Below are 26337 nucleotides of genomic sequence, written 5' to 3' on the forward strand. Positions count from 1 at the left end.
CGCATCTCCAGGGCGCGCCGCGACGGGCGGGCGCGCACCTTTGGGCTTTCGGGGCGAATGGGCAATGCCCGCCTGGGCCCTTGCCGCAGGCATCCAACGCCACCGCCCGCCGCAGCCGATAATTGAGACCATGGGCGAACGCGTCATTCCCTTGGTCGATCACCGCACGGCAGCGCTGGCTGTGCCTTTCTCCGCCGGTGCCGTGCCCAGTGGCGTCTTGGTGGACGCGCGTGGCCGGCCGCTGCGCGATTTGCGCATCAGCATCACCGACCGTTGCAACTTCCGCTGCAGTTACTGCATGCCCAAGGAAGTTTTCGACAGCAACTACCACTACCTGCCGCACAGCGCCCTGCTCTCGTTTGAAGAAATCACGCGCCTGGCGTCGCGTTTTGTGGCGCATGGCGTTCGCAAGCTGCGTCTGACGGGTGGCGAGCCCCTGTTGCGCAAGGGCATGGAAGCGCTGGTGGAACAGCTCGCTGCCCTGCGCACACCCGAAGGCCAGCCGCTGGACATCACGCTGACCACCAACGGTTCGCTGCTGGCGCGCAAGGCGGCCGCCTTGAAGGCCGCCGGGCTGCAGCGCGTCACCGTCAGCCTGGACGGGCTGGACGACGTCACCTTTCGCAGCATGAACGACGTGGACTTCCCCGTGGCCAGCGTGCTGGCGGGCATTGATGCCGCCCGCGCTGCCGGGCTGGGGCCGATCAAGGTGAACATGGTGGTCAAGCGCGGCACCAACGACGACCAGATCGTGCCCATGGCGCGGCATTTTCGCGGCACCGGCATCGTGCTGCGCTTCATCGAATTCATGGACGTGGGGGCCACCAACGGCTGGCGCATGCAAGAAGTCATGCCGTCTGACCAGGTGCTGGAACGGCTTCGGAGCGAATTCGCCATGGTGCCGCTGCCCGCCAGCCAGGTGGGCGAGACCGCGCAGCGCTGGGGCTACGCGGGCGCTGACGGCCTGCACGACCCGGCGCTGGGCGAAGTGGGCTTCATCAGCAGCGTGACGCACGCTTTCTGCGGCGACTGCAACCGCGCCCGCCTGTCGATGGAAGGCAAGCTGTTCCTGTGCCTGTTCGCCAGCCAGGGCTACGACCTGCGCACGCTGCTGCGCGATGGGGCCGACGACGCGGCGATCGACGCCGCGCTGGCCGCCATCTGGCAAGGCCGCAGCGACCGCTACAGCGAACTGCGCGCCAGCCTGCCTGCGGACGCCAGCGGCAGCGCCGCGCGCCGCGTCGAGATGAGCTACATCGGCGGCTGACGCCGTTGCGGCCCCGCGCACGCCGTGGCGCTGCGGCTTGCGAACCCACATCCGCGCCCCCATCTACGGGGCTTGCCAGGCGCACTCGCGCCGGCCCTTTGAAAGGCCGCCCATGACCGCACCCACCGCCCCCGCAGCCCCGCCCGAGCTCATCGTTGGCGCGCAGCGCATCACCCACCAGCTGCCGGGCATCGACCCGTTCATCTTTGGTGTCTACCACCAGGACAGCTACCCCGCCGGCAACGGTCAGCTGGGCCCGGATGCCGCGCTGTTGCAGGGGCGCGAGATCGGCATGGATTTCAGCCGCCAGGATGGCTGGAGCATGTACCACGGCGACAGCGTGCCCGGCTTTCCCGCGCACCCGCACCGTGGGTTTGAAACCGTCACCATCGTGCGCCAGGGCCTGGTGGACCATGCCGACTCGCTGGGCGCCACCGCCCGGTATGGCGAGGGCGACGTGCAATGGCTGACCACCGGCAGCGGCGTGCAGCATGGCGAGATGTTTCCCCTGGTGCATCAAGACCAGGCCAACACGCTCGATCTGTTTCAGCTGTGGCTGAACCTGCCGGCCAAGCGCAAGATGGCCCCGCCCGACTTCACCATGTTCTGGGCCAGCGACATCCCGCATTTCGTGCAAACCGATGCCCAGGGCCGGCAGGTGGATGTGGAAGTGATCGCGGGCGACTACCAGCCGCTGCCCAACGTCGATGGTGCCAACGGCGCCGATGCCGCCCCGCCGCCCACCGTGCGCGCCCTGCGCCCGCCCGCCGATTCATGGGCCAGCGAGCCCGGCGCCGATGTGGCGATCTGGATCGTGCGCCTGCCCGCGGGTGCCCGCCTGACCCTGCCGCCCGCCAGCGCCCAGGCCCGCCGCGCGCTGTACCTGACCACCGGTCGCAGCCTGGCCGTGGGCGGCGTGGGCTTTGACCAGCCGGTGATGGTCGAAGTGCGGCCCGACCAGCCTGCACCCCTACACAACCCCGGCGCCGACCCCATCGAGGTGCTGGTGCTGCAAGGCCGCCCGATCGCCGAGCCGGTGGCCGCGCGCGGGCCTTTCGTGATGAACAGCGAGGCGGAACTGGTGCAAGCCATCCGCGACTACCAGCGCACCGAATTCGGCGGCTGGCCCTGGCCGACGGCGGCGCACACGCACGGCGTGTCAGGCCGCTTTGCGCAGCACCCCGATGGGCGCATCGAGCGGCCGAGCGATGCGGCCACCGCCACGCCGGGTGTCGGCGCTGCGGGCTGACGCCCAGCCAGGATTCGCGCGTGTCATCGGCCAGGCGCGGACAGGGCTGGGGCTGCGGGCAGCGCGCGCAGAAGCCATAGCCATCCGCGCATTTACTCGCTTCCGTTCGATCCGCGCGCACGCCCGCCCACCCAACTGTCAAACATGGCGGACAGACGCGCGGCGCGCCATCCGTTAGGGTTGCCCGGTCGCTGCCCGCTCAGCCATCAGAAGGACCCCGCCCCATGAACCCCACCCATCGCCTGGCTGCCCGCCTGACCCCTCTGGTGGCCTGCGTCGGCCTGCTGGCCGCCTGCGGCCAGTCCGCCACCGCGCCCACCGCCAATGGCGGCGCCAGCCCGGCCACCACCAGCATCTCGACCACCCACGTGACCACGCCGCCCGCCCAGCCCAGCCCCCAGGCCGTCGCGCTCAGCGCCGCGCGCGTTCTGCCTGCTTACGAATGGGAGCTGACCGCCGCGCGCGACGGCCGCGGCCAGAACGATGCGCGCTGGCGCGTGGGCGATCGCCCGCCCCTGCGCCTGTCCTTCAAGGATGGCCGCGTGGCCGTGCACCACCTGTGCAACCTCGCCAGCGCGGGCTACGAACTGGACGGCACCCAAATGCGCATGACGCGCCCCACGGCCACGCTGCGCGCCTGTGCCGAACTGGGCCTGATGGCACTGGAAAGCCGCGTGCTGAGCCTGTTGCCCACCGTGCAGGCCGCCCACGCCAGCGGCGCACCCGACGCACCCCAGCTGCTGCTGCGCTTTGCCGACGGCAGCGAATGGGACCTGGTCGGCCATCCCACGCCCGAAACGCGCTACGGCAGCGCGGGCGAGCGCCTCTTTCTGGAAGTGGCACCGCTCAAGGTGGCCTGCAACCACCCGCTGATGCCCAACGCCACCTGCCTGCGCGTGCGCGACGTGCGCTATGGCGAAAACGGCGTCAAGACCGGCGAAGGCGAATGGCGCATCTTCCAGGGCAGCATCGAAGGCTACGAGCACCGCGAAGGCACGCGCAACATCCTGCGCGTGAACCGCTATTCGCTGGCCCGCAATGGCCAACTGCCCGCCGACGCGCCCAGCCACGCCTATGTGCTGGACATGGTGGTCGAAAGCGAGCTGACGCAGTAAGCGAAGCCGGGGCGTCGCGCGGCGTTTTTCTGCGCAGCGCGGCTTGAAAGACCTATCAGCCGCTAGCGCCCGCTGGTACTGCGCAAGCAGCTACACTTTTTGATGCAAGGCCCTGGTCAACCGCGTGCCAGGGTTACGGGCGTGCGGCTAGGCCGCCGTTTCAGCACCGCGCTCGCCCTTGATCCAGCGCACGCCCCAGCGCTGGCGCGGCGCCCTCGCCGCCCAGCCACGCGCCAGTGCGGCTATAACCGGCAGATGCCTATTTCCCACGCGCGCGACCTGCTCCCTGCCCACGCCATCAGTGCGGTGCTGCTGGCCGGTGGCCGCGGCAGCCGCATGGGCGGTGCCGACAAAGGGCTGCAAGCCTTTCGCGGCACGCCGCTGGCGCAAAACGCGCTGCAGCGGCTGCGCGCGCAAACCCTGGCGCCCGCGCACGTGGCGATCAGCGCCAACCGCCACCTGAACGACTACGCCGCCCTGGGCGCGCCCGTGCTGACCGACCCGCCCCACCTGCCCGCCTTTGCCGGCCCGCTGGCCGGTTTTCTGGCCGGTCTGGCGCAAGCCGACACGCCCTGGCTGCTGACCGTGCCGTGCGACGTGCCGCTGTTCCCGCTCTCACTTTGTGAGCGCCTAGTGCAGGCTGCACAAGCGCAGCAGGCCGATATCGCCATCGCCGCGGCGCCCGAGCACGAGGCTGGCCAAAGCGACGATGGCCCCGCGCCGCTGCGCCGCCAACCCGTGTTCTGCCTGCTGCGCACCGCGCTGCACGCCGACCTGGCCGCCTACGTGCACGAGGGCGGCCGCAAGATCGGCGCCTGGGCCGCCCGGCACCGCACCGCCGTCGTGCCTTTTGACGCGCCGGGCGACGACCCGCTGGCCTTTGCCAACGCCAACACCCTGGACGAGCTGCACCGGCTGGAGGGCCTGATGGCGCCCGCCACCCCGCCTGCCCAGCCATGAGCCCCATGTCCGCGCCCACCCTTCGCCTGCTGCAAACCGCCGATCTGCCCGCCTACAAGGTGCTGCGCGACACCGGCTTGCTGCACGACCCGCAGGCGTTCACGTCGGACTACGAAACCACGCACGCCCAGCCCGCGTCCGCCTACGGCACGCGCCTGGGCCAGCCGCCGCAAGACCATTTCACGCTGGGCGCTTTCGCCGCGCCCGTGGGCGATGCGCCGCCCGAGCTGATCGGCGCCGTGGTCTGCGAACGCGAAGCGCGCCGCAAGGTGCGCCACCAGGCTTCGCTGCTGGGCATGGTGGTGGCGCCGCACGCGCGTGGTCAGGGCGTGGGCCGCGCGCTGCTGGCGGCGTTCGACACCCTGGCGCGCCAGCTGCCGGGGCTGGAGCAAATCGTGCTGAGCGTCACCGCCAGCAACCTGGCCGCCGTGCGCCTGTATGAGCAGGCGGGCTTTCAGCGCTACGGCCTGCTGGCCAAGGCCCTGAAGATCGGCGACACCTATTACGACAAAGCCTTGATGGCCAGGACACTATGAATTGGATAGCTGGCGGCGCTGGCTGCACCTGCGCCAGCGCCCGTTTTTATTCAAATGGGTTGGTGCCGAACTGCACCGCCCCTTGCACGAAATGACTGACACTTCCCTGGCCCACATCGCCGCCGCGCTGCCGGGCTACGACGCCCAGGCCCTGCACGTCGACACGGCGCTGGCCTTTCTGCAAACCCTAACGCAGCCCGTTACCCACGCTGTCAACGTGCCGCTGGCGCAGGCGTTGGGCCGCGTGCTGGCTGACGACGTGGTCTCGCCCATCAGCGTGCCGCCGCACGACAATTCGGCCATGGACGGCTTCGCGTTTCGCGGCGCCGAGTTGGCCCCCGGCCAGCCGCTGGCGCTGCGCGTGGTCGGCACCGCCCTGGCGGGCGCCGCGTGGCGCGGCGCGGTGGCGCCCGGCGAGTGCGTGAAGATCACCACCGGCGCCGTCATGCCCGAAGGGCTGGACACCGTGGTGCCGCACGAGCATGTGCGCCAAGAAGCGGGCCCTGAAGGCGGCGAGCAAATCCACATCGCGCCCGGCGCTGTGCGCCCCGGCGACAACCGGCGCCTGCGCGGCGAAGACCTGCTGGCCGGTCAGCCGGCACTACAAAAAGCAGAGCTGCTGGCGCCTGCCGCCATTGGTTTGCTGGCCAGTCTGGGCTTTACCGAGGTGCGCGTGCTGCGCCGCCTGCGCGTGGCGTATTTCTCTACCGGCGACGAAATCCTGAGCCCCGGCGACGCCCCGCGCGAAGGCGCCGTGTACGACAGCAACCGCTACACCGTCACCGCGCTGTTGGCGCGCCTGGGCTGCGAGGTGATCGACCTGGGCGTGGTGCCCGACAACCCTGAGCGCCTGGCCGCTGCCTTTCGCACGGCCGCTGCCCGGGCCGACGCCATCATCACCAGCGGCGGTGTGAGCACCGGCGAGGCCGACCACACCAAGGCGGTGATGCGCAGCCTGGGCGACGTGGTTTTCTGGGGCCTGGCGCAGCGCCCCGGCCGCCCGATGGCCGTGGGGCGAATCCGCCGCGCGCCTTTGGAACACGCTGCATCCAGCAGCGCATTCAGTAACGAATCGACCGCCAGCGCAGGTGGGACGGGCGCCAGCAGCTATTCAACCGATAGCAAACATCACGCCGACGCAGGCACGGCCGTCCTCTTCGGCCTGCCGGGCAACCCGGTGGCGACGATGGTCACCTTCATCACCCTGGTGCGCCCCACGCTGCTGCGCATGATGGGTGCGCGCGCCACGCCGCCCGTGCTGCTGCGCGCCGCCAGCGAAAGTGCGCTGCGCAAGAAGCCCGGCCGCACCGAGTACCAGCGCGGCGTGGTCACGCAGCGGGTGGATGGACGCCTGTCGGTGCGCGCCGCCGGTCAGCAAGGCTCGGGCGTGCTCTCGTCCATGGTGCAGGCCAACGGGCTCATCGTGCTGGCGCACGCGCAGGGCGACGTGGCCGCGGGCGACGACGTCAGCGTGATGATGTTCGATGGGGTGATGTAGCCGCCGGCTTGGCGGGAAGCGCGCTGAATGGCGGTTTCGGCAGGATTGCGCCGCTTTGATCGTTACGCCCCTGGAAGCAAAAAAGCCTTACACCGCGCGGCATAAGGCTTTCAAAGCAAGTAGGGCAAGGCCGGATCGGGCTGTGTTCCGGGCTGGTGCGCGGGGGGGGACTCGAACCCCCACACCATTGCTGGCGTCAGGACCTAAACCTGGTGCGTCTACCAATTTCGCCACCCGCGCGCCCTGTTCTCTGCCAGCTGCCTGGCCGCCAGAAGCGCCCAGGTGCTGCAGAGAGCCGGCGATTCTAACCTGCGCCGCCGCCGCGCTTGTCATCCAAGCAGCGGATGCGGCGCGTGGTCGTCATTCCACCGATGGCTCGGGCGGCTTCACGCGGAACCACGCGGCGTACATCGCCGGCAAGGCCAGCAGCGTGAGCGCCGTGGCCACGATCAGCCCGCCCATGATGGCCACCGCCATCGGCCCCCAGAACACGCTGCGCGACAGCGGAATCATGGCCAGCACGGCGGCAGCGGCGGTCAGCACGATGGGGCGCAGGCGCCGCACGGCCGATTCGATGATGGCGTTCCACGCCGGCACGCCCCGCGCGCGGTCGGTCTCGATCTGGTCGATCAGGATGACCGAGTTGCGCTGGATCATGCCCATCAGCGCAATCACGCCCAGCAGCGCCACAAAGCCGAACGGGCGGTTCAGCAGCAGCAGCGCCGCCGCCACGCCGGCGATGCCCAGCGGCCCGGTCAGGAAGACCAGCATGGCGCGGCTGAAGCTGTGCAGCTGCAGCATCAGCAGCGTGAAGGTGACGAACAGCATGATGGGAATGCCCGCCGCGATGGAGGCCGATCCCTTGCTGCTTTCCTCGACCGCACCCGCCACTTCAATGCGGTAGGCGCTGTCGCCCTGCTGGGCCCATTGCGCCTCCAGCGCGCGCAGCTGCGGCAGCAGCTCGTTGGTGACGGTGGCGCCTTGCAGGCCTTCGACCACGTCGCCCTGCACGGTGATGGCGTAGTCGCGGTTTTCGCGCCACAGCACGCCGGGCTCCCACGCAAAGACGGGCTTGGCGATCTGCGTGAGCGGAATGGCCTTGCCGCTGGCGGTGGTCACGTAGGCGTTGGCCAGGTCGCTCAACGTGTCGCGCTCGGCCTTGGGCTGGCGCAGCACGATGTCGATCAGGCGGTCGCCCTCGCGGTACTGGCCGATGGTGGTGCCGCTCAGCAACATGCGGTTGGCCTGCGCGATCGACTGGCTGGTGACCTGCAGGGCGCGCGCCTTGTCCTGGTCGATTTCCAGCCGCACCGATTTCACCGATTCGTTCCAGTTGTCGTTCACGCCGCGCGTGTTGGGGCTCTCGCGCATGGCCGTCTTGACCTCGTCGGCCAGGGTGCGCAGGTGCGTTGGGTCGGGCCCGATCACGCGAAACTGCACCGGGTAGGCCACGGGCGGGCCGTTGGGCAGCAGCTTGACGCGGCCACGCACTTCGGGGAATTCGGTGGCCAGCAGCTCAGGCAGCGCCAGCCGCAGGCGGTTGCGCTCGGCCAGGTCTTTGGGCTGCACGATCAACTGCGACACGTTGGTCTGCGGAAAGACCTGGTCCAGCGGCAGGTAAAAGCGCGGCACGCCCGAGCCCACCCACTGCGTGACGCCCACCACGCCCGGCTCGGCCAGCAGGCGCTTTTCCACGCGCTTGGCCACGTCTTCGTTGGCGGCAAACGAGGTGCCTTCGGGCGACCACAGATCGACCATGATTTCAGGCCGGCTGGAATCGGGGAAGAACTGCTGCTGCACCTTGCCCATGCCCAGGATGCCCAGCGCAAACAGCGCCACCGTGGCGCCGATGGTCACCCAGCGGTGCGCCACGCACCAGGTCACCATGGCGCGAAAGCGGTTGTAGAAGGCGCTGTCAAACATCTCGTGCGGCTCTTCGTGCACGGGCTGCCCGCTGTTCAGCGCCTGCGCGCGCGCGGCGGCCACGTGCGGCGGCACCCGCAGCAGCCAGGCGCCCAGGTACGGCACGAAGTACACCGACGCCAGCCAGCTGACCAGCAGCGCGATCACCGTGACGGCGAAGATGGCAAAGGTGTATTCGCCCGTCATCGACTTGGCGATGCCGATGGGCAGAAAGCCCACCGCCGTGATCAGCGTGCCGGTCAGCATCGGGATGGCGGTGATCTCGTACGCGAAGGTGGCGGCGCGAAACTTGTCGTAGCCCTCTTCCATCTTGCGCACCATCATTTCCACCGCAATGATCGCGTCGTCCACCAGCAGGCCCAGCGCAATGATCAGCGAGCCCAGCGAGATCTTGTGCAGCCCAATGCCCCAGTACTGCATGGCCAGAAAGGTGACGGCCAGCACCAGCGGAATGGTGATGCCCACCACCAGGCCGGGGCGCACGTCCAGCGTCCAGCGGCGCCACCAGGGGTGCTGGCCCGCGCGCTTGTGCAGGCCCAGCGCCAGAAAGCTCACGGCCAGCACGATGACCACCGCCTCGATCAGCACCTTGACGAATTCGTTCACCGAATCGGCTACGGCGCGCGGCTGGTCCTGCACCTGGCGCAGGTCCACGCCCAGCGGCAGTTGCGACTCGATCTTCTGTGTGGTGGCCTTCAGCGCCTTGCCCAGCGCAATGATGTCGCCGCCCTTGGCCATGGACACGCCGATGGCAATCGCCTCGTGCCCGTCGTGGCGCACCTTCACCTGCGGCGGATCGACGTAGCCGCGCGACACCTCGGCGATGTCGCCCAGGCGCAGCTGCGCACCAGAGGGCCCGCGGATCGGCATCTCGCGCAGCTGCTCGACGTTGTTGAACTGCCCGGCCACGCGCACCTGCACCACGTCCAGCGGCGTTTGCACGGCGCCGGCCGATTCGACCGCGTTCTGCGCGCCCAGCTGCGCCAGTACGGCGTTCATGTCCAGGCCCAGCTGCGCCAGGCGCTTTTGCGAGATTTCGACGTAGATCTTTTCGTCCTGCACGCCAAACAGCTCAACCTTGGCCACGTCTTTCACGCGCAGCAGCTGCTGGCGCACGTCGTCGGCAAAGTCCTTCAGCTCGGCCTGGGTGAAGCCGTCGGAAGTCAGCGTGTAGATCACGCCGTACACGTCGCCAAAGTCGTCGTTGAAGAACGGCCCCGCCACGCCCTGCGGCAAGGTGCTGCGCATGTCGCCCACCTTCTTGCGCACCGTGTACCAGACGCCCGCCACTTCCTTGGGCGGCGACGAATCCTTGATCTGGAAGATGATCTGCGATTCGCCCGGCTTGCTGTAGCTGCGGATCTTGTCGGCGTAGGGCACTTCCTGAAGCGTGCGCTCGATCTTGTCGGTGACCTGGTCGGCCACCTGGCGCGCGGTGGCGCCGGGCCAGTAGGTGCGCACCACCATCACGCGGAAGGTGAAGGGCGGGTCTTCGTCCTGCCCCAGCTGAAAGTACGCCGCCACGCCCAGCAGCATCAGCACGATCATCAGGTAGCGGGTAAGCGCCGAGTGCTCCAGCGCCCAGCGCGAGATGTTGAAGCGAGCAGTGGGCTGGGGCGCCGGTGGCGCCGAGTGGTCTGTGGTGGACATGCGCGGGCCCCTTCAGCGCGACGCAGCGGCTGCCGCTGGTGCCGCAACGGTGGCGGATGCCGCGGGAGTGCCCGGCGCAGCGCTGGCGCCGTTTGCTACATTTTTCGCAGCTGCCGGCGCTGATGCATCCTGCGCTGAAGCCCGATTTGGCTTGTAAACCGATACCTTCTGCCCCGGCGCCAGCACGTGGGCGCCAGTGGCCACCACCTGCATGCCGGGCTTCAGGCCGCTGGCGATCACCACGTCGTTGCCGTCCACCGTGGCCACTTGCACGGCCTGCGCCTTCACGGTGCTGCTGCCGGGGTCGAACACCCACACGGCGCTGCCCTGGCCTTGCTGAAAGATCGCGCTGGTGGGCAGCTTGATGGCGCTGGCCGCCTGGGCGCCTGCACCAGCGGGGCGCGGCGTGGCCGTCACCGTGGCGCCCAGCGGCGGGGCTTCGCCCGTCAGCGTGAGTTTCACGGTGTAGGTGCGCGTGACCGGGTCGGCGCTGGCCGCCACTTCGCGCACCGTGCCGGCAAAGCGCTGGTCGCTGCCCCAGCGCACCACGTCCACCAGCTGGCCGGGGCGCACTTCGTTCAGGCGGTCTTCGGGCACGGCGAACACCACGTCGCGCGGGCCGTCTTGCGCCACGCGCACCACGGGTGCACCGGCGCTGACGACCTGGTCCACCTCGGCGTCCACCCCCGTCACCACGCCGTCGACATCGGCCAGCAGCTGCGTGTAGGCGGCCTGGTTGCCCTGGTTGCTGAGCTGCGCCTGCGCCTGCGCCAGCTGGGCCTGAGCCGAATTAAGCTGGGCGGTGCGGCGCTCGATCTCGGCCGCGCTGACAAAGCCCTGGTCGCGCAGGCCCTGGTAGCGCTTCAGATCGGCCGCGGCCAGATCGCGCTGGGTGACGGCGGCCGACACCTGGGCGCGCGCGGCCTGCGCGGCCAGCTGGTAGTCGCTCGGGTCCAGCTGCGCCAGCAGCTGCCCTTTGCGCACGTGCTGGCCGGGCTCTACCGCGCGGCGGGTGATCTTGCCGGCCACGCGAAAGCCCAGGCGCGATTCGACCCGTGCGCGCACGTCGGCCGCGTAGTCGTGCATGCGGCCCAGGCCGCTTTCAGCCACCGTGACCAGCTTGACGGCGCGCACCGGCTCTTGCGCCGGCGGCTGCCGGCTGCAGCCCGCCAACAGGGCAACGCCCAACCAGGAAACAAGCCACAGGGCCGCGCCAGAGCGGCGCCACGGTGCGGGCGAGAAAGAAGCAGCGGCCATGGGTGTCGCGACGAGTGAAAAAAGAAGCGCGACCGTTAATGACCGCGCGGTTAGTAATCTAGGCGATGGCTTGAGCAGTGTCAATGCCACCCGGCAGACCTTGCGCGGGGCATCACCACAGGCGCTGGCCCATCTCCACCAGCCGGTTTTCGGGCAAATGGAAATAGTCGGAAGCGCGCGCGCCGTTGCGCTGCAGCCAGCCAAACAGCGCCTGGCGCAGCCGGTTCATGCCCGGCAGGCGCCGGCGCCCCACCGAGGCGCGCGAGGTGAAGTAAGACGTGCTCATCGAATCGATCGCCAGGCCCTTTTGGTAGGCCAGCATGCGCACCAGCTCGGGCACATTGCGCTCTTCCATGAAGCCGTAGCGCGCCGTAACGGCCCAGATGCCGTGGCCCATGTCCTGCGCGGTCAGCCGGTCGCGCGCGGGCACGCGGGGCGTGTCGGCACTTTGCAGCGCCAGCACGATCACCTGGTCGTGCAGCACCTGGTTGTGCGCCAGGTTGTGCAGCAACGCGTGCGGCACCACCTGCGCTTCGGGCGTGAGGAACACCGCCGTGCCACGCACGCGGTGGGGCATGTCCAACGCCAGCGATTCCACAAACGGCGCCAGCGGCACCATCTGCTGGGCCTGCGCCGCCATGCCCAGCGCGCGGCCCTTGTACCAGGTGGTGAAGACCAGCATGGCGCCGGCAGCCACCATCAGGGTCAGCCAGCCACCGTCAGCGATCTTCAGGCTGTTGGCCACCACAAAGGTCAGATCGATCGCCGCGAACACGCCAACGCCCACCGCCACCAGCCACCGGTTCACGCGCCAGAGCCCCCACGCGACCACGCCCGCCAGCAAGGTGGTGGTGACCATGGTGATGGACACCGCGATGCCGTAGGCCGCCGAAAGCGCTTCCGAACTCTTGAAGCCCAGCACCAGCAACAGCACCCCGGTCATCAGCAGCCAGTTGACGGCCGGAATGTAGATCTGGCCAATGGCATCCCCCGAGGTGTGCACGATGCGCGCGCGGGGCAGATAGCTCATCCGCATGGCCTGGGCCGTGAGCGAAAACGCCCCCGAGATCACCGCCTGCGACGCGATCACCGTGGCCGCTGCCGCCAGCACCACCATGGGCAGCACGGCCCACGAGGGGAAGACGCGGTAGAAAGGGTTGTCTACCGCCGCAGGGTCGCGAAGCACCAGCGCGCCTTGGCCAAAATAGTTCAGCACCAGCCCCGGCAGCGCGATGAACAGCCAAGCCAGGCGAATGGGCCGCGCGCCAAAGTGCCCCATGTCGGCGTACAGCGCTTCGCCGCCGGTAAAGGCCAGAAACACCGCGCCCAGCACCGCCAGCGACTGCGCTGGGTGCGTCAGCAAGAAACCGATGGCATGGGTGGGGTCCAGCGCGGCCAGGACCTGCGGGTTCTGCAGCACCTGCCACAGCCCGGCCACGCCGATCACGGTGAACCACAGCAGCATCACCGGGCCAAAAACGCGGCCCATGACGCTGGTGCCGCGGTACTGCACGGCAAACAGCACCACCAGAATCGCCAGCGTGATCGGCACCACCACCCGCTGCAGCGCCGGGGCCTGCACCTCCAGCCCTTCCACCGCCGACAGCACCGAGATAGCCGGCGTGATGAGGCTGTCGCCATAGAACATGGCCGCGCCGACCAAGCCCAGCCAGAACACGGCCGCCAGTATCCAGCGCGGCCCATGCATGCGCTGCACGGCCTGCCGCGCCAGCGCCTGCAGCGCCAGGATGCCGCCCTCGCCGTCGTAGTCGGCGCGCAGCACGAACACCACGTATTTGAGGGTGACGACCAGCATCAGCCCCCAGACGATCAGCGACAGCAGCCCCAGGACGGCCGATGGCTCAAAAGCCACGCCGTGCGCGGGGTTCAGCGTCTCCTTGAAGGCATAGAGCGGCGACGTGCCGATGTCGCCAAACACCACCCCCAGCGCCGCCAGCATGAGGGTGGGCCCCTGGCGCCCGGCATGCGCTGAGTGCGCGGGCGAGGCCGAGGGCAAAAGCTTGTCTGCTGGCATCCAGGCCACCAAGGGTTGTGAGGATGGCGCGCAGCTTAGTCCTGTTCCTGGCAGCTGTGCGCACTGTTGGCGGCTGCCACTCGCCAGCGTCCAGCTATTTCGCTCCGCGCCTCCAAACACCGCCTTCACGCAGCGAGCGTCGCGCGGCCCCGGTGGCGAAGCGTTGGTTCGTTCAGATAAGGCAAGTCAATCCGCGAGCCGATCGGCGCGCCTTTCACCCGACGCGACATGGCATTTCATTGGATCCCCCAGTAGCAGCAGCCCCAAGCTGTCCTACAACGAAAGACAGGTTGTATCTGAATACGACCGCCCCTAGCATTGGCCCTCCATTGGATGTCCGCTGGTAATAACACTGTTTGTGAGGAGCTACCCCATGTCTGCGTTGAATCGCGTTGGCAAGAATGCCCTGATCGCCGCCGCCGTGCTGGCCGTGGCCGGGTCGGCGTTGGCTGCAGGCCCGAAAGACGGCATCTATGTGTTTGCAAACCCTGCCCCCACGGCAGACGCGCAGGAATTCCTGACGCTGCACACCAATGACGCGGGCGCCGTCGTGGCTGGCCTCTACCGCTCCAAGGCCGCCACCACGGCCAACCGCGCAATGGGCCTATCCATCTACAGCATGGAAGGCGGCCAGTTCGATGCGGGCGGCGTGCCTCAGTCGCCGGGCACGGTTCAAGCCCATATGTTCCGGTGGTCGTCGTGGGATTCGCTGTCGGGCACCATGAGCAACAACGTCGCCACGCTGACGGGCACCGCCAACCACGTCGGCTGCACCTCCAAGGTGACGGTGTACCTGGACGGTGCCCAGCCCACGCTGACCATGCAAAGCAGTGTTTCCGATTTCGCCAAAGACCAGATCTGGGCGGGACTGCGTCCGATGTTCAGCGGCCAGTTCGCGATCATTCTGGCCACCAACGCGTTCAACGCCGCAGTGGCCAAGCTGACCAGCGAATGCGCCAAGCCCTCGTTCAACTTCACCGCCAACCTGCAAAAGTGGTTCTGACGGCCTGAGGCGCTGCCCCGGCCCCATCACCCCGGCACCGCGCCGGGTTTTTTCATGCCTGCGCGCCGGGGCAAGGCCGCGCCATGCAGCGACAATCCGGCGCGTGCCCTCCACCCCCCCAACCCACGCCCCGGCCGACATCGGGCATTACGAGAACTTCCCCGTTGCCTCTTGGCTGTGCCCGCCGCATCTGCGCGCGCCCATCGCCGCCATCTACCACTACGCCCGCACCGCCGACGACATCGCCGACGAGGGCGATGCGCCGCCCGAGCAGCGCCTGGCCGACCTGGCCGCCTACCGGCAAGACCTGGCCGCCGCCGCGCAGGGCGACGGCGCTTCGGCCCGCTGGCCCCACATCTTCGGCCCGCTCGCGCACGCCATCGCGCAATTCAGCCTGCCCGAAGCGCCACTGGCCGACCTGCTCAGCGCCTTCGCCCAAGACACCGCCTACACGCAGGGCGGCCGCTGGTACGCCAGCCGCGCCGAGCTGCTGGCCTACTGCGCCCGCTCTGCCAACCCCGTGGGGCGCCTCTTGCTGCACCTGTACGGCCTAAGGCCCGAGTCAGACGCCGCCGTCTACGCGCAAAGCGACGCCATCTGCAGCGCGCTGCAGCTCATCAACTTCTGGCAAGACCTGTCGGTCGACCTGCCGCGCGGGCGCTACTACCTGCCGCTGGCCGACTGCGCCGCGCACGGCGTGCAGCCGGATGATTTCAAGCATTTCAGGCCGCTGGCGCAGGCGGCACCAGCGCCGGCAGCTATCAAATTGGTAGAAACCGAAGTGCAATGGGCACGCCAGCTGATGCTGCAAGGTGCGCCCCTGGTGCACCGCCTGCCCGGCCGCGCGGGGTGGGAGCTGCGCCTGGTCGTGCAAGGCGGCCTGGCCATCCTGGACAAGATCGCCGCGCAGGGTTTTGACACCTTCAGCCAACGGCCTACGGTGGGCAAGGCCGACGCGCCACGGCTGCTTTGGCGGGCGGTGTGGATGTGACCCAGCGGCGCCCGCAGACCGCAGCCGCCCATGCGCCGATAGCCTATGCGCCGTCACCCGATGATCTGCACCGCGAGCGCGTACAGGCCGAAGCGCACCGGCGCTGCCTGATACCCGCGATGACCGAGGCCGACTGGCGCAGCGTCATGGCCGCTGTCAGCGCGCTGCCGTTTCCACCGCCCTATCAGCGCAAAGACATCTTGATGCTTGCGCCCCAGCCTGCCGTGTTCGACGCCGATGTGTCTTACCACGGCGATTGGGTGGAGGGCATTCATCCGCTGTACGCGATCGAGTGGATCCGAATTCGCCCGCGCTTTCTCAAGCACGTGGCCCAGCGGCTACCGCCGGTGCTGGTGGATATCCAGCCCGAGCTGGAACGCGCACTGAAAGCCGTTGGCCATCCGTACAACCAGGCCGCTGATTCAATCTGGCTGGTGGGCTACCGTTAGCCCACGGCGGCGGGGCGCACAGATGGGACAATCGCCCGCGTGACCACGCCCCAAGACTACGTCCAGGACAAAGCCGCCGCCTCAGGCAGCAGCTTTTACTACGCCTTCCTGTTCCTGCCGCCTGCGCGCCGCGCGGCGATCACCGCCTTCTATGCGTTTTGCCGCGAGGTGGACGACGTGGTGGACGAGGTGTCTGACCCCGGCGTGGCCGCCACCAAGCTGGCCTGGTGGGCCAAGGAGGTGACCGACGCCTACGCCGGCCAGCCCACGCACCCGGTGATGCAGGCGCTGATGCCGTACGCGAGTGAATTCCGCATCGAGGCGCGCCAGCTGCACGCGGTGATCGAGGGCTGCCAGATGGATCTGACGCAGACGCGCTACCTGGACTACCCCGCGCTGAAGAAATACTGCCACCTGGTGGCGGGCGAAGTGGGCGAGGTGTCGGCGCGCATCTTCGGGCAGACGCAGCCGCAGACGACGCAGTACGCCAGCACGCTGGGGCTGGCGTTTCAGCTCACCAACATCATCCGCGACGTGGGCGAAGACGCCCGGCGCGGCCGCATCTACCTGCCGATGGACGATCTCAAGCGCTTTGACGTGAAGGCGCAAGAACTGCTGGACGGCACCTATTCCGACCGCTTTGCCGCGCTGATGCGCTTTCAGGCCGACCGCGCCTTCGGGCTGTACGACGAGGCGCTGGCGCTGCTGCCCGCCGCCGACCGGCGCAGCCAGAAGCCGGGCCTGATGATGGCCAGCATCTACCGCACGCTGCTGCGCGAGATCGTGGCCAGCGACTTTCGCGTGCTGCACCAGCGCATCGCCCTGACGCCGCTGCGCAAGCTGTGGCTGGCCTGGAAGATGCAGGCGCTGGGCAGGTTTTAGTGGGCACCCCCCTGAGCCGCTGGCGCGGGTTTCCCCCTCTCTCTTCGCGCCGCGCGCTTCGGGACGGGGGACAACGCCAGTGGCCGGCGCAGGTCCGGCCGCGGCGTTTGCTGGCTTGGCGGTGAGCTTGGCATAGCTTTGGGTTGTGCCCGCCGTTGCTACCTTCAACACGCATAGAACTTCCAATTTGATAGCTGCTGCCGCTGTAGCAGCGGGCGCCAGAGGTTGATTTGACTGATATTCCTTCACCCCAACGCATCGCCGTCATCGGCGGGGGCTGGGCGGGCATGGCGGCAGCGGTGCGGGCGCAACAAGCGGGGCACCACGTCACCGTGTTGGAAGCGGCCCGGCAACTGGGCGGGCGCGCACGGGCGATGCCATTGACGCTGCCAGATGGGCGCAGCGTGACGGTGGACAACGGCCAGCACATCCTGATTGGCGCGTACAGCGAAAGCCTGCGGCTGATGCGCCAGGTGGGCGTGGACGCGGACCAGGCTTTGCTGCGCCTGCCGCTGGCGCTGACTTTTCCGGACGGCAGCGGCCTGGCCCTGCCCGACTGGCCCGCGCCGTGGGATGCGGCGGCGGGCATTCTGCGCGCGCGCGGCTGGGGCTGGCGCGACAAGCTCAGCCTGCTGCGTGCGGCCACTGCCTGGCAGCTTGGCGGGTTTGAGTGCGATGACCAACTCAGCGTAGGCACGCTTTGCGCCGGCCTGACGCCCACGCTGCGCGACGGCTTTATCGAGCCGCTGTGCGTGTCTGCGCTGAACACGCCCATGGCGCAGGCCAGCGCGCGCGTGTTTCTGCGCGTGCTGCGCGATGCGATGTTTGGCGTGCGCGGCGGCTCCAACCTGCTGCTGCCGCGCGTGGACCTGGGCACGCTTTTCCCTGAAAGCGCGGGGCGCTGGTTGGCGGCGCGCGGCGCGCAGGTGCGGCTGGCGGCGCGCGTCGCTGCCCTGCACAAAGTGGGCGCGCAGTGGCAACTGGCGATGGGCGAAGGCGAAGGGCCGGCGCGCGCCGAAGGCTTTGACCAAGTGGTACTGGCCACCTCGGCGCCCCACGCGGCGCAGCTGCTGAGCGATTGCGCGCAGACGGCGCAGGCGCCGTTGGCCAAGGATTTGCGCCGCTGGTCAGAAACGGCCAACGCTTTGCGGCACGAGGCGATCACCACCGTGTATGCGCTGGCGCTGGCTGAAACGGGTGCGCGTACCGTGTCGAATAACGCCGCTAGCCTGGGCGCCCCAACCCCGCTGCTGCGCGCGCCCATGCTGGCGCTGCGCGCTGGCCCTGGCGCGCCTGCGCAGTTCGTGTTTGACCGCGACACCATCTCGCCCAGCCCCACACCAACGATGCAGCCCACGCGGCTGTTGGCCTTTGTTATCAGCGCCAGCCAGGGCGACCGCGCTGCGCTGGAAGCGGCCGTCACCGCGCAGGCCGAACGCCAGCTGGGCCTGCGCATTCAGCCGCTGCGCACCGTGACCGATAAACGCGCCACGTTCGCCTGCACGCCGGGGCTGCGGCGCCCGCCCAGTGGCGTTGCGCCGGGGCTGATCGCGGTGGGCGACTACGTCGAAGGCCCCTACCCCGCCACGCTGGAAGGCGCGGTGCTGAGCGCGCAGGCGGTTGACTTCGCTGAGGGCGGCCGCAGCGCCGCTTGAATCAAGCGGCGTTCGCGCCGCCAGCTTTGCGACGGGGTCGGCGCGGCGCTGCGGCGGTGGCGGCAACGTCTGCCGCTTGGCGCGGAGGGCGCAGCGCATCGCCCGCAGCCGCCGACGTGACGGCCACCACGCGCGCCAGCTGACGGCTGGTGCTGATGTACGCGTGGCCGATGGCGCTGTCGTAGTACACCGAATCGCCCTTTTTCAGTGCGACGACCTGCCCGGTGTCGAAATGGATTTCTACCGCGCCTGACAGCACGTGCACAAACTCTTCGCCTTCGTGCCGAGCGAAGTCCTCCGGCCCTTCGATGCGCCTGGCGTGCACGGTGCCAATCACCGGGCTCATCCGCTTGCCGGTGGCCGTGGTCGCCAGGAATTCGTAGGCGAACGACGCGCCCTGGTACACCACGCCTTCACCCGCGCGCGTGACCACGGGCGAATGCAGCGCGGTGGTGGCCACGCCCTCGCGCACAAACATGGCATTCATGTCCATCTTGAGCGCGCGGCCCAGCGCGGCAAGGTTCTCGTAGCCCAGCGCCAGCTGGCCCCGCTCGGCACGCGAAATGGTGGGCACCGACACGCCCGACTGCCCGGACAGGTGCTGCAAAGTCCAGCCCAGCGCCTTGCGCGCATCGCGCAAGCGGCGCCCAAAGGTTTCGCGGTCCAGCAGCGTGCCGCGCGGGGCGCTGGGCTGCCCCTGCTCTTCCTCGCGAAGCTTCATGGCCTGTCAATCCTTTTTGAGTTTGTCTGCGGCACGCCGTCAGCGCTGAGCGCCGGCCCGTAGGCGAACGGCGCCACGCCAGCCAGACTGGGCGTTTCGGCAGAGACTGCTCTGAATTTTGCACCAGCGCCAAGCTGCGTGATTGCGCCACTGGTGCGCTGCGGCGGGTCGCTCTCCGCACCAGTTCAATTTTGCGTATACGCAAAATTTTGGCTAAACTGATTTGAACTCCACTTGCTGCCCAGCTGCGCCCTGCCGCATCACCGTATGAACACCCCAACCCCTGTCCGCGAAGCCGACTTCCTGATCATTGGCGCTGGCATTGCCGGGGCGTCGGTGGCGCATTGGCTGGCGCCCCATGGGCGCACCATCGTGCTGGAGCGCGAATCGCAGCCGGGCTACCACTCCACCGGACGATCCGCCGCGCTGTTCATGGAAAGCTATGGCACGGCGCAAGTACGCGCGCTCACCCTGGCCAGCCGCGCGTTTCTGGAAGCGCCGCCTGCTGGCTTTGGCGATCACCCCCTGCTGACGCCCCGCGGCGCCATGATGGTGGCCGCGCCGGGCCAAGAGCGCGATCTGCAGGCGCATTGGGACATCCTGCGGGCCATGTCCCCCGCCGCACGGCTGCTCAGCCCGCAAGAGGCCTGCGCGCTGGTGCCCGCGCTGCGTCCCGAAGCGCTGATCGGCGCGGTCTACGAGCCCGACGCCGCCGACATGGACGTGCACGCCATCCACCAGGGCTACCTGCGCGGCATGCGCCACGCGGGCGGCGAGCTGGTGTGCAACGCCGACGTCACCGCCATGCAGCGCGTGGACGGCCGTTGGCGCGTGACGGCCGGCGGCGTGCAGTACGAAGCACCGGTGGTGCTCAACGCCGCGGGCGCGTGGTGCGACCGGATCGGCGCACTGGCCGGCGCGCGGCCACTGGGCCTGCAGCCGCGCCGGCGCTCGGCCTTCATGTTCGCCGGGCCTTCCGACCAAGATTTTCGCCACTGGCCCATGGTGTACGGCGCCACGGAAGATTGGTACATCAAGCCCGACGCCGGCATGCTGCTGGGCTCGCCCGCCAACGTGGACCCGGTTGAGCCGCAAGACGTGCAACCCGAAGAGCTGGACATCGCCCTGGCCATGCACCGCATTGAAGAGGCCACCACGCTGCACATCGCCCGCCCCACACGCACGTGGGCGGGCTTGCGCTCGTTCGTGGCGGACGGCGATCTGGTCGGCGGCTTCGACGACGGCGTGGAAGGCTTTTTCTGGGTCGCCGCGCAAGGCGGCTACGGCATTCAAACCTCGCCCGCCATGGGCGAAACCTGCGCCGCGCTGGCGCGCGGCCTGCCGGTGCCCGCACACCCCGCATCGTTCGGCCTGACGGCAGAAATGCTCAGCCCGCGGCGCGATAGCCTGGTCAGGCCATAGCGTGCCGGCGGAAGTCGCTCGACGAAACCAACACGTTGGGCCCGCGCCCAAACCCTTCGGCTTGCACTTGCACCAGGCGTGCGATGCGCAACCGCATCGCCACCCGTTCATCACGGCGGCGCGCAGCCGTTAGAATGCGCACCCAGGTTCCCGCGGAACAGCGCAAGACGCTGAAGCCAGCGGGACACGGGAGAGAAAAAAGCGGGTGTCGTTCAATGGTAGGACCTGAGCTTCCCAAGCTCAAGACGTGGGTTCGATCCCCATCGCCCGCTCCATAGCTTTCTCGGCCACATGGGCACCTGATCGAGGCCCTTCCCGTTGCACCGTTCAGCCCGTGAATGCCGTTGCGCTAGTGCATGCGATGGCGAGGCGAGGCGAATTCTTTACGTGTAACCCAACTCCAGCATTTGGTCTTGTTCGTTCGTTTGCGGCGGCAGACTTGCTGACCGTCTTTCAGACGGACGTTCGGGCCAATAGGTTCGCCTGTCAACCCTTCAAGCGACGGCAGATGCTCCGTTTCTTGAAAAGCGATTCAGGCACTCTCTGCCGTTCGGGTACACACGTGGCCCTCAGTTCTGCTCGCTGACGATTCACGTTGCAATCTTGCATTTCCACGCTCGGGCATCAAGCGCTTGCCCGCCAGCAAGCCATGCCGCCCTGAGCGGGTTTTTCATTGAGTGCTGAATTCGTCGTCGTCACTCATGCCCATGCTGATGGTGCAGGTTCGGCACATGGGCATGGGTATGTCGGGTCGCCGCGTGTGTGTGCCGGTGGCTGTGCGATCCTGTGGGCATCGGATCGTGCGCATGGTCATGATGCCCGTCGTCATGGCGATGCGCGTGTTCGTGATCCAGCGCAGGGTGCAGGTGCTGATGCTCATGTCTTTCGCCCAGATGAACAACAATGCCAGCGACCATCAGCAATCCGCCGACAAGCGTGCCCCAACCCAGCGAGCTGTCACCCATCAACACCGCGATCGCCGCCCCGATGAACGGCGCGAAGGCGAACACCGACCCGGTGCGAGCCGCGCCAAAAGCGCGCTGCGCCAGCAAGTACATGCGAAGGCTAAGCCCATAGCCCGTGGCTCCAATGAGCAGCAGACTGATGGCCTGCTGCCAGCTCGGGAGCGGTTCGCCGGCAAATCGTGACAGCATCAGGGTCAAAAGCATTCCCAGCGCGCTTTTAGCCACGACCACTTGCGCCGGGTCACGCTCTGCCACGGCGCGAGACAGGGTGTTGTCGACTCCCCACGCAACGGTTGCCGCGATCACGGCCAGCAGGCCCCAGGACTGCGCATCGCCAGCATCGCCGCGATCCGCAATCAACACTGCACCGCCTGCCGCCAACAAGATGACCGCGATCCACACGCGGCGATCCATCACTTCGGCGTAGAGCGCACGTGCGAACAGCGCCGTAAAGACCGCCTCCAGCGTCAGCATCAGTGAGGCACTGGTGCCGCTGGTGTGTTGCAGGCCCCAGGCCAATGCCACGGGGCCCACTGCCGCTCCAAAGAGCGCCATCCATAGCAGGCGCGGCAAGTCTGACCGGCGCACGGCCGCCTCGCGCCCGACCGGCTGACGCGTCAGCACGCCCAGCGCCGCAGCACCTGCGTACAACAGCGCCGCCGTGACAAACGGCCCCAGGCCGGCGCCCATCCGCTGAACCAGCGGCGTACTTGCCCCAAAGAGCATGGCGGCACTGAGCGCCAGCAGGCCGCCCTTGACCGCAGGACGGTGTTCCGAATCGAAGGAAGGCATGTCTGCAATGTACGTCCGACACGCGTTGCGCTTTTGGCTGCGTCCAAGCGGCCCGCGCCGGCCGGCCGGTCGCACTCCTGTTCTTCCTCAGAGGGCAGACTGGCGACCAGCGGCATTGGCGCTTTCTTGGCGTGTCCGACACCGTTTGAGGTCTATCCTGGTGCACGCGTCCCATTCGACTGCCGATCGGCTGCGATCCGGGTTGGCGTGCCGAGCCGAGGCGCGCGCCAGTGCTGAGTGCCACAAGCGTCCGACCGCACGGGCAGTACCATCGAGCGCACTATGTTGAATCGACCCTTCTGGCGCCGCGCTCTGGCGGTGGGCTTTGGCCTGTTGGCTCTATGGAATGCCGGCCCGGCGCAGGCCGAGCAGTGCCCGGCGCCGCCGCAAATTCCTACCGAAGCGCAGGCGGCCGATGCCGCGCGGGCCGCGCAAGACCGCGGCTTTCTGTGGTCGCTGCAGCGCGACGGAAAGACCTCTTACCTGTACGGCACGCTGCACGTGGGCAAGCTGGCGTGGGCGATGCCGGGCCCGCGCGTGGCCAAGGCCTTGCGCGCCAGCCAGGTGCTGGCGATGGAGCTGGACGTTGGCGACCCGAAAGTGCAGCAGCAAATGGCCGCGCTGGTTCGGGCCGACAGGCCCTCTTCGCTGTCTCCCGAAGCCCAGGCCCAGTTGCGCGAAGCCGCCAAAGCCCTGTGCGTGGATTGGGACACGCTGGCGCCGATGCGCCCGGAGTTCCAGCTGACGACGTTGCTGATGTCGCTGGCGCGCTACGAAGACCTGGACGCCAGTTTTGGCAGCGAAGTGGCGTTGGCCGCCATGGCCCCGTACCTGGGCTTACCCACGCGCAGCCTGGAAACCAGTGCCGAGCAGGTGGCGGCGCTCAGCGCAGCGTCGCCCGCCGAGTTGGCCGAGTGGCTGCAAATCGGCATCCACGACATGAGCAACGACAAGGCGCGGCGCCAGTTGCGCAAGCTGTCTCGTGTATGGGCCGAAAGTGACATCCAGCAGCTGGAGCGCTACCCCGAATGGTGCGAATGCGTGGACACCCCGGTGGAGCGCGCCATCGCCAACCGTGTGATCAACCAACGCAACGTGACGCTGGCCGAGCGCATCGACGCGCTGATTCGCCAGGAAGGCCCCGCGTTTGTCGCCGTGGGCGCGCTGCACATGGTGGGTTCAGACGGCCTGCCGACCCTGCTGAAGGCGCGTGGGTTCACGGTAATGCAGGTGTTTTGAGGGCGGTGCGCTATCGTGCTGCGTGGAATGGGCGAGAAGCCGCTTGGCCAATCTGCGCGAGACTTCTGGGCGATACGGCGTCAGCCCTCATGGTCTGATTCTGTCTGGATCGTTTTAGCCAAATCGCCTTCCAGCGCAGGCACCACCAGCGCTGGCAGCTATGTAATCCATAGCTAAGCCCTTCACGCCAAGCGGCCAAGCTACCCTCAACCCACGATCAGTGGCAGCGCGCCCAGCCCAGGTTGGCACACCGCCAACGCGCGCACGGCCGCCCAACCGCATCGCTCGGCCCGCCGCTTGTTCAGCGGTTCACATCCACCACGACACGCCCGCGCACCTGGCCCGTCAGCAGGCGCTGGGCGGTGGCCACGGCGTCGCCCAGGCCGATGGTTTCAGTGTTGCGGGCCAGCAGGTCGGGCGAAATCTCGCGGGCCAGGCGTTCCCAGGCTTGCACGCGGCGCGACATCGGGGCCATGACGCTGTCCACGCCCGACAGCGTGACGCCGCGCAGGATGAAGGGCGCCACGCTGGCCGGAAAGTCCATGCCCTGCGCCAGGCCGCACGCGGCCACCACGCCGCCGTACTTCAGGCTGGCGCACACGTTGGCCAGCGTGTGGCTGCCCACCGTGTCCACCGCGCCAGCCCAGCGCTCTTTCTGCAGTGGCTTGCCGGCGCTGCCGAGGGTGTGCCGGTCGATCACCTCCTTGGCGCCCAGCGACTGCAGGTAAGCGGCCTCTTCCAGGCGGCCGGTGGAGGCATGCACCTCAAAGCCCAGCTGCGCCAGCAGGCTGATGGCGATGGTGCCCACGCCGCCGTTGGCGCCGGTGACCAGCACCGGCCCAGCAGACGGCTCGATGCCCTCGCGCTGCAGCGCCATCACGCACAGCATGGCGGTGTAGCCCGCGGTGCCCAGGCTCATCGCCTGTGCGGCGGTGAAGCCGCCCGGGATCGACACCAGCCAGTCGGCCTTGACGCGCGCACGCTGCGCCAACCCGCCCCAGTGCGTCTCGCCCACGCCCCAGCCGTTGAGCAGCACGGCGTCGCCCTCGCGGTAGCGCGCGTCGGTGGACGACTGCACCACGCCGGCGAAGTCGATGCCCGGCACCATGGGAAAGCTGCGCACCACGGGCGCCTTGCCGGTGATGGCCAGGCCGTCCTTGTAGTTCAGCGTGGAATGGCTGATCTGCACCACCACGTCGCCCGGCGGCAGCTGCGCCTCGTCTATTTCGGTGATCGCGGCTTGGGTTTGACCGTCTTCGGAGCGGGTAAGCAGCAGGCCTTTGAACATCGGTGCATTTCCTTAGGGTAGAGCTGAAACGATAGCGGTGGTGGCGCGCGTCGCCATGCCGATTCATCGTATCCGAACCCTGACGATGGCGATGTCGCGCGCTCTACGCCGGCGCATCGGGTACGACCAGCGGCGGCCGCGTGACGCGCAAATGATGGCGCCAGCGCGGGCACTGGCCACCGACAATCGCGGCATGAGCCGCCAATTGAAAGCCAACGATTTCCTGGGCAACGCGCCCGACGTGGCGCGCAGCCTGATCGGCGCCACGCTGCTGGTGGGCGGCGTGGGCGGCCTTATCGTCGAGACCGAAGCCTACGACCAGGGCGAACCCGCGTCGCACACGCACCGTGGCCGCACCCCCCGCAACACGGCGATGTTCGGCCCGCCGGGCCATGCGTACGTGTACTTCAGCTACGGCATGCACTGGTGCCTGAACTTCGTCTGCCGCGAAGCCGGGCACGGTGCGGGCGTGCTGATCCGCGCCGTGGCGCCGCAGCACGGCCTGGAAGTGATGCGCCAGCGGCGCGGCTTGCAGGATGAGCGCCTGCTGTGCGCAGGCCCCGGGCGCTTGGGCCAGGCGCTGGGCATCGGGCCCCAGCACTACGGCCTGCCGCTGGATCGCGCGCCCTTTGAAGTGCGGGCGGCCGACGCGGCCTTGGCCGAGCAAGTGGTGAGTGGCCCGCGCATCGGCATCCGCCACGCGGCGGACCTGCCCTGGCGCTTCGGGCTGCGCGGATCGCCCTGCCTCAGCCGCCGCTTCTGAAGGCGCAAAGCGCCCAGGGACAAGGCTTTGTCCGACAGCCGGCAGCGAGCGATGACGATGGCCGACCGGGCGTCGGCAAGGCATGCTCAGCATCGACGCCAACGCACGAGGCCTTAGGGGTCGAGTGCGGCGGCCGATGCACCCCAACCGGCGGCGCACCTCGTGCGGGCCACGGTCATGTTTCATCCTTCAACATGCCTTTGGCGCCCGACCAGCCTGCGCTGGCAGATATTGTTTTGATAGCAATCAAGCGTGCCGGAAGGCCGTAATGTGATCGCCAAGACCCCATGCACAGCAAGCGTGCGCCGCACGGGCACAATCCACCGAACGGGCGTTCGCGCCCCATAACATCACAGGAGCCAACACACCATGAACACTTCCCCCGCATCCCCCGAGGGCACCGACAAGGACTACGTGAGCGGCCCCGATCACATGACGCCCGGCCAGCAGGCCCGTGCGCGCGTCCGTGGGCGGCTGGAGTTCCGCGCCGGTGACGGCCCGATGATCATCATCGAGCCCGACGCCCAGCTTGAGCTGGAGCGCGCCCCCCAAAGCATGGTGATGAGCTGGCAGGAAGAAGGCCACCCGATGAACGCCGCCATTCCGCTGGTGCAGTTCAACGAATACCTTGAATCCGGCCTGATCACCATCGATAAATAAAGCACTGGCGGCACCGG

At 68.4% G+C, this 26337-nt stretch carries 21 protein-coding genes and 2 tRNA genes; 16 read left to right on the forward strand and 7 right to left on the reverse strand.

The window, feature by feature from the left end:
• Window positions 1-130: 130 nt before the first annotated feature.
• From moaA to C6570_RS14500, 6 genes are all read left to right on the forward strand, one after another.
• Window positions 131-1267, forward strand: coding sequence for a GTP 3',8-cyclase MoaA (gene moaA / locus C6570_RS14475; RefSeq protein ID WP_106704723.1), 1137 nt, complete (start codon window positions 131-133; stop codon window positions 1265-1267).
• Between the two features lie 112 nt (window positions 1268-1379).
• Window positions 1380-2516: a pirin family protein gene (locus C6570_RS14480; protein WP_106703848.1), complete on the forward strand. Its 1137-nt coding sequence runs from the start codon at window positions 1380-1382 to the stop codon at window positions 2514-2516.
• A gap of 224 nt (window positions 2517-2740) precedes the next feature.
• The gene (locus tag C6570_RS14485; RefSeq protein WP_106703849.1) at window positions 2741-3631 is read left to right on the forward strand and encodes an META and DUF4377 domain-containing protein; all 891 of its coding nucleotides are present in this window, start codon (window positions 2741-2743) and stop codon (window positions 3629-3631) included.
• Window positions 3632-3886: 255 nt separating this feature from the next.
• A complete protein-coding gene (mobA, locus tag C6570_RS14490; protein WP_211297606.1) occupies window positions 3887-4591 on the forward strand; it encodes a molybdenum cofactor guanylyltransferase MobA in 705 nt (234 codons plus the stop codon).
• Window positions 4592-4596: 5 nt separating this feature from the next.
• Window positions 4597-5127, forward strand: a complete 531-nt coding sequence (locus tag C6570_RS14495; protein ID WP_245896207.1) for a GNAT family N-acetyltransferase — start codon at window positions 4597-4599, stop codon at window positions 5125-5127.
• 91 nt (window positions 5128-5218) lie between these two features.
• Window positions 5219-6625, forward strand: coding sequence for a molybdopterin molybdotransferase MoeA (locus C6570_RS14500; protein ID WP_106704725.1), 1407 nt, complete (start codon window positions 5219-5221; stop codon window positions 6623-6625).
• Between the two features lie 153 nt (window positions 6626-6778).
• Here C6570_RS14500 and C6570_RS14505 read toward each other — a convergent pair.
• From C6570_RS14505 to C6570_RS14520, 4 genes are all read right to left on the reverse strand, one after another.
• Window positions 6779-6865, reverse strand: a tRNA-Leu gene (locus tag C6570_RS14505).
• A gap of 120 nt (window positions 6866-6985) precedes the next feature.
• On the reverse strand, window positions 6986-10198 hold the full coding sequence (locus C6570_RS14510; RefSeq protein ID WP_106703851.1) for an efflux RND transporter permease subunit: 3213 nt from the start codon (window positions 10196-10198) through the stop codon (window positions 6986-6988).
• A gap of 12 nt (window positions 10199-10210) precedes the next feature.
• Window positions 10211-11455 carry an efflux RND transporter periplasmic adaptor subunit gene (locus C6570_RS14515; protein ID WP_106703852.1) on the reverse strand — a complete coding sequence of 415 codons (1245 nt, stop codon included), beginning with the start codon at window positions 11453-11455 and terminating at the stop codon, window positions 10211-10213.
• Between the two features lie 112 nt (window positions 11456-11567).
• Window positions 11568-13415: a potassium transporter Kup gene (locus C6570_RS14520; protein WP_106703853.1), complete on the reverse strand. Its 1848-nt coding sequence runs from the start codon at window positions 13413-13415 to the stop codon at window positions 11568-11570.
• 448 nt (window positions 13416-13863) lie between these two features.
• Here C6570_RS14520 and C6570_RS14525 point away from each other — a divergent pair, with 448 nt between their 5' ends.
• The 5 genes from C6570_RS14525 (at window position 13864) to hpnE (ending at window position 18470) form a co-directional block, all read left to right on the forward strand.
• The gene (locus C6570_RS14525) at window positions 13864-14493 is read left to right on the forward strand and encodes a hypothetical protein (protein ID WP_106703854.1); all 630 of its coding nucleotides are present in this window, start codon (window positions 13864-13866) and stop codon (window positions 14491-14493) included.
• A 103-nt stretch (window positions 14494-14596) separates the two neighbouring features.
• Entirely contained in the window at window positions 14597-15484 is an 888-nt protein-coding gene (gene hpnC, locus C6570_RS14530; RefSeq protein ID WP_106703855.1) for a squalene synthase HpnC, read from the forward strand.
• Window positions 15485-15603: 119 nt separating this feature from the next.
• Complete coding sequence (locus tag C6570_RS14535; RefSeq protein ID WP_123812274.1) at window positions 15604-15933, forward strand: DUF6678 family protein; 330 nt, start codon at window positions 15604-15606, stop codon at window positions 15931-15933.
• 39 nt (window positions 15934-15972) lie between these two features.
• Complete coding sequence (hpnD, locus tag C6570_RS14540) at window positions 15973-16815, forward strand: presqualene diphosphate synthase HpnD (RefSeq protein WP_106703857.1); 843 nt, start codon at window positions 15973-15975, stop codon at window positions 16813-16815.
• Between the two features lie 287 nt (window positions 16816-17102).
• Complete coding sequence (gene hpnE / locus C6570_RS14545; RefSeq protein WP_106703858.1) at window positions 17103-18470, forward strand: hydroxysqualene dehydroxylase HpnE; 1368 nt, start codon at window positions 17103-17105, stop codon at window positions 18468-18470.
• Between the two features lies 1 nt (window position 18471).
• Here the strand turns inward: hpnE and C6570_RS14550 are convergent, their stop codons facing one another.
• Window positions 18472-19191: a helix-turn-helix domain-containing protein gene (locus tag C6570_RS14550; RefSeq protein ID WP_106703859.1), complete on the reverse strand. Its 720-nt coding sequence runs from the start codon at window positions 19189-19191 to the stop codon at window positions 18472-18474.
• A gap of 267 nt (window positions 19192-19458) precedes the next feature.
• Between C6570_RS14550 and C6570_RS14555 the strand changes: the two genes are divergently transcribed.
• The gene (locus C6570_RS14555; protein WP_106703860.1) at window positions 19459-20613 is read left to right on the forward strand and encodes an NAD(P)/FAD-dependent oxidoreductase; all 1155 of its coding nucleotides are present in this window, start codon (window positions 19459-19461) and stop codon (window positions 20611-20613) included.
• A 201-nt stretch (window positions 20614-20814) separates the two neighbouring features.
• Window positions 20815-20888, forward strand: a tRNA-Gly gene (locus tag C6570_RS14560).
• A gap of 420 nt (window positions 20889-21308) precedes the next feature.
• Here C6570_RS14560 and C6570_RS14565 read toward each other — a convergent pair.
• Window positions 21309-22370 carry a DMT family transporter gene (locus C6570_RS14565; RefSeq protein ID WP_106703861.1) on the reverse strand — a complete coding sequence of 354 codons (1062 nt, stop codon included), beginning with the start codon at window positions 22368-22370 and terminating at the stop codon, window positions 21309-21311.
• Window positions 22371-22652: 282 nt separating this feature from the next.
• On the opposite strand from C6570_RS14565, the gene C6570_RS14570 reads away from it, so the two are divergent.
• Window positions 22653-23609 carry a TraB/GumN family protein gene (locus C6570_RS14570; protein WP_106703862.1) on the forward strand — a complete coding sequence of 319 codons (957 nt, stop codon included), beginning with the start codon at window positions 22653-22655 and terminating at the stop codon, window positions 23607-23609.
• A 301-nt stretch (window positions 23610-23910) separates the two neighbouring features.
• Here the strand turns inward: C6570_RS14570 and acuI are convergent, their stop codons facing one another.
• Entirely contained in the window at window positions 23911-24897 is a 987-nt protein-coding gene (gene acuI, locus C6570_RS14575; protein WP_106703863.1) for an acrylyl-CoA reductase (NADPH), read from the reverse strand.
• 193 nt (window positions 24898-25090) lie between these two features.
• Between acuI and C6570_RS14580 the strand changes: the two genes are divergently transcribed.
• Both C6570_RS14580 and C6570_RS14585 read left to right on the forward strand, forming a co-directional pair.
• Window positions 25091-25660: a DNA-3-methyladenine glycosylase gene (locus C6570_RS14580; RefSeq protein ID WP_106704726.1), complete on the forward strand. Its 570-nt coding sequence runs from the start codon at window positions 25091-25093 to the stop codon at window positions 25658-25660.
• A gap of 369 nt (window positions 25661-26029) precedes the next feature.
• On the forward strand, window positions 26030-26320 hold the full coding sequence (locus C6570_RS14585; RefSeq protein WP_106703864.1) for a hypothetical protein: 291 nt from the start codon (window positions 26030-26032) through the stop codon (window positions 26318-26320).
• The last annotated feature ends 17 nt before the right edge of the window (window positions 26321-26337 follow it).

The sequence above is a fragment of the Ottowia oryzae genome, assembly GCF_003008535.1.
Taxonomy (GTDB): Bacteria; Pseudomonadota; Gammaproteobacteria; order Burkholderiales; family Burkholderiaceae_C; genus Ottowia; species Ottowia oryzae.

What these genes read in the sequence shown, in the direction of transcription:
- moaA (WP_106704723.1), top strand. Translation starts at nt 131, where the DNA reads ATGGGCGAACGCGTCATTCCCTTGGTCGATCACCGCACGGCAGCGCTG.
- C6570_RS14480 (WP_106703848.1), top strand. Translation starts at nt 1,380, where the DNA reads ATGACCGCACCCACCGCCCCCGCAGCCCCGCCCGAGCTCATCGTTGGC.
- C6570_RS14485 (WP_106703849.1), top strand. Translation starts at nt 2,741, where the DNA reads ATGAACCCCACCCATCGCCTGGCTGCCCGCCTGACCCCTCTGGTGGCC.
- mobA (WP_211297606.1), top strand. Translation starts at nt 3,887, where the DNA reads ATGCCTATTTCCCACGCGCGCGACCTGCTCCCTGCCCACGCCATCAGT.
- C6570_RS14495 (WP_245896207.1), top strand. Translation starts at nt 4,597, where the DNA reads ATGTCCGCGCCCACCCTTCGCCTGCTGCAAACCGCCGATCTGCCCGCC.
- C6570_RS14500 (WP_106704725.1), top strand. Translation starts at nt 5,219, where the DNA reads ATGACTGACACTTCCCTGGCCCACATCGCCGCCGCGCTGCCGGGCTAC.
- C6570_RS14510 (WP_106703851.1), bottom strand. Translation starts at nt 10,198, where the DNA reads ATGTCCACCACAGACCACTCGGCGCCACCGGCGCCCCAGCCCACTGCT.
- C6570_RS14515 (WP_106703852.1), bottom strand. Translation starts at nt 11,455, where the DNA reads ATGGCCGCTGCTTCTTTCTCGCCCGCACCGTGGCGCCGCTCTGGCGCG.
- C6570_RS14520 (WP_106703853.1), bottom strand. Translation starts at nt 13,415, where the DNA reads ATGCTGGCGGCGCTGGGGGTGGTGTTTGGCGACATCGGCACGTCGCCG.
- C6570_RS14525 (WP_106703854.1), top strand. Translation starts at nt 13,864, where the DNA reads ATGTCTGCGTTGAATCGCGTTGGCAAGAATGCCCTGATCGCCGCCGCC.
- C6570_RS14535 (WP_123812274.1), top strand. Translation starts at nt 15,604, where the DNA reads ATGACCGAGGCCGACTGGCGCAGCGTCATGGCCGCTGTCAGCGCGCTG.
- hpnE (WP_106703858.1), top strand. Translation starts at nt 17,103, where the DNA reads ATGGCGGCAGCGGTGCGGGCGCAACAAGCGGGGCACCACGTCACCGTG.
- C6570_RS14550 (WP_106703859.1), bottom strand. Translation starts at nt 19,191, where the DNA reads ATGAAGCTTCGCGAGGAAGAGCAGGGGCAGCCCAGCGCCCCGCGCGGC.
- C6570_RS14555 (WP_106703860.1), top strand. Translation starts at nt 19,459, where the DNA reads ATGAACACCCCAACCCCTGTCCGCGAAGCCGACTTCCTGATCATTGGC.
- C6570_RS14565 (WP_106703861.1), bottom strand. Translation starts at nt 22,370, where the DNA reads ATGCCTTCCTTCGATTCGGAACACCGTCCTGCGGTCAAGGGCGGCCTG.
- C6570_RS14570 (WP_106703862.1), top strand. Translation starts at nt 22,653, where the DNA reads ATGTTGAATCGACCCTTCTGGCGCCGCGCTCTGGCGGTGGGCTTTGGC.
- acuI (WP_106703863.1), bottom strand. Translation starts at nt 24,897, where the DNA reads ATGTTCAAAGGCCTGCTGCTTACCCGCTCCGAAGACGGTCAAACCCAA.
- C6570_RS14580 (WP_106704726.1), top strand. Translation starts at nt 25,091, where the DNA reads ATGAGCCGCCAATTGAAAGCCAACGATTTCCTGGGCAACGCGCCCGAC.
- C6570_RS14585 (WP_106703864.1), top strand. Translation starts at nt 26,030, where the DNA reads ATGAACACTTCCCCCGCATCCCCCGAGGGCACCGACAAGGACTACGTG.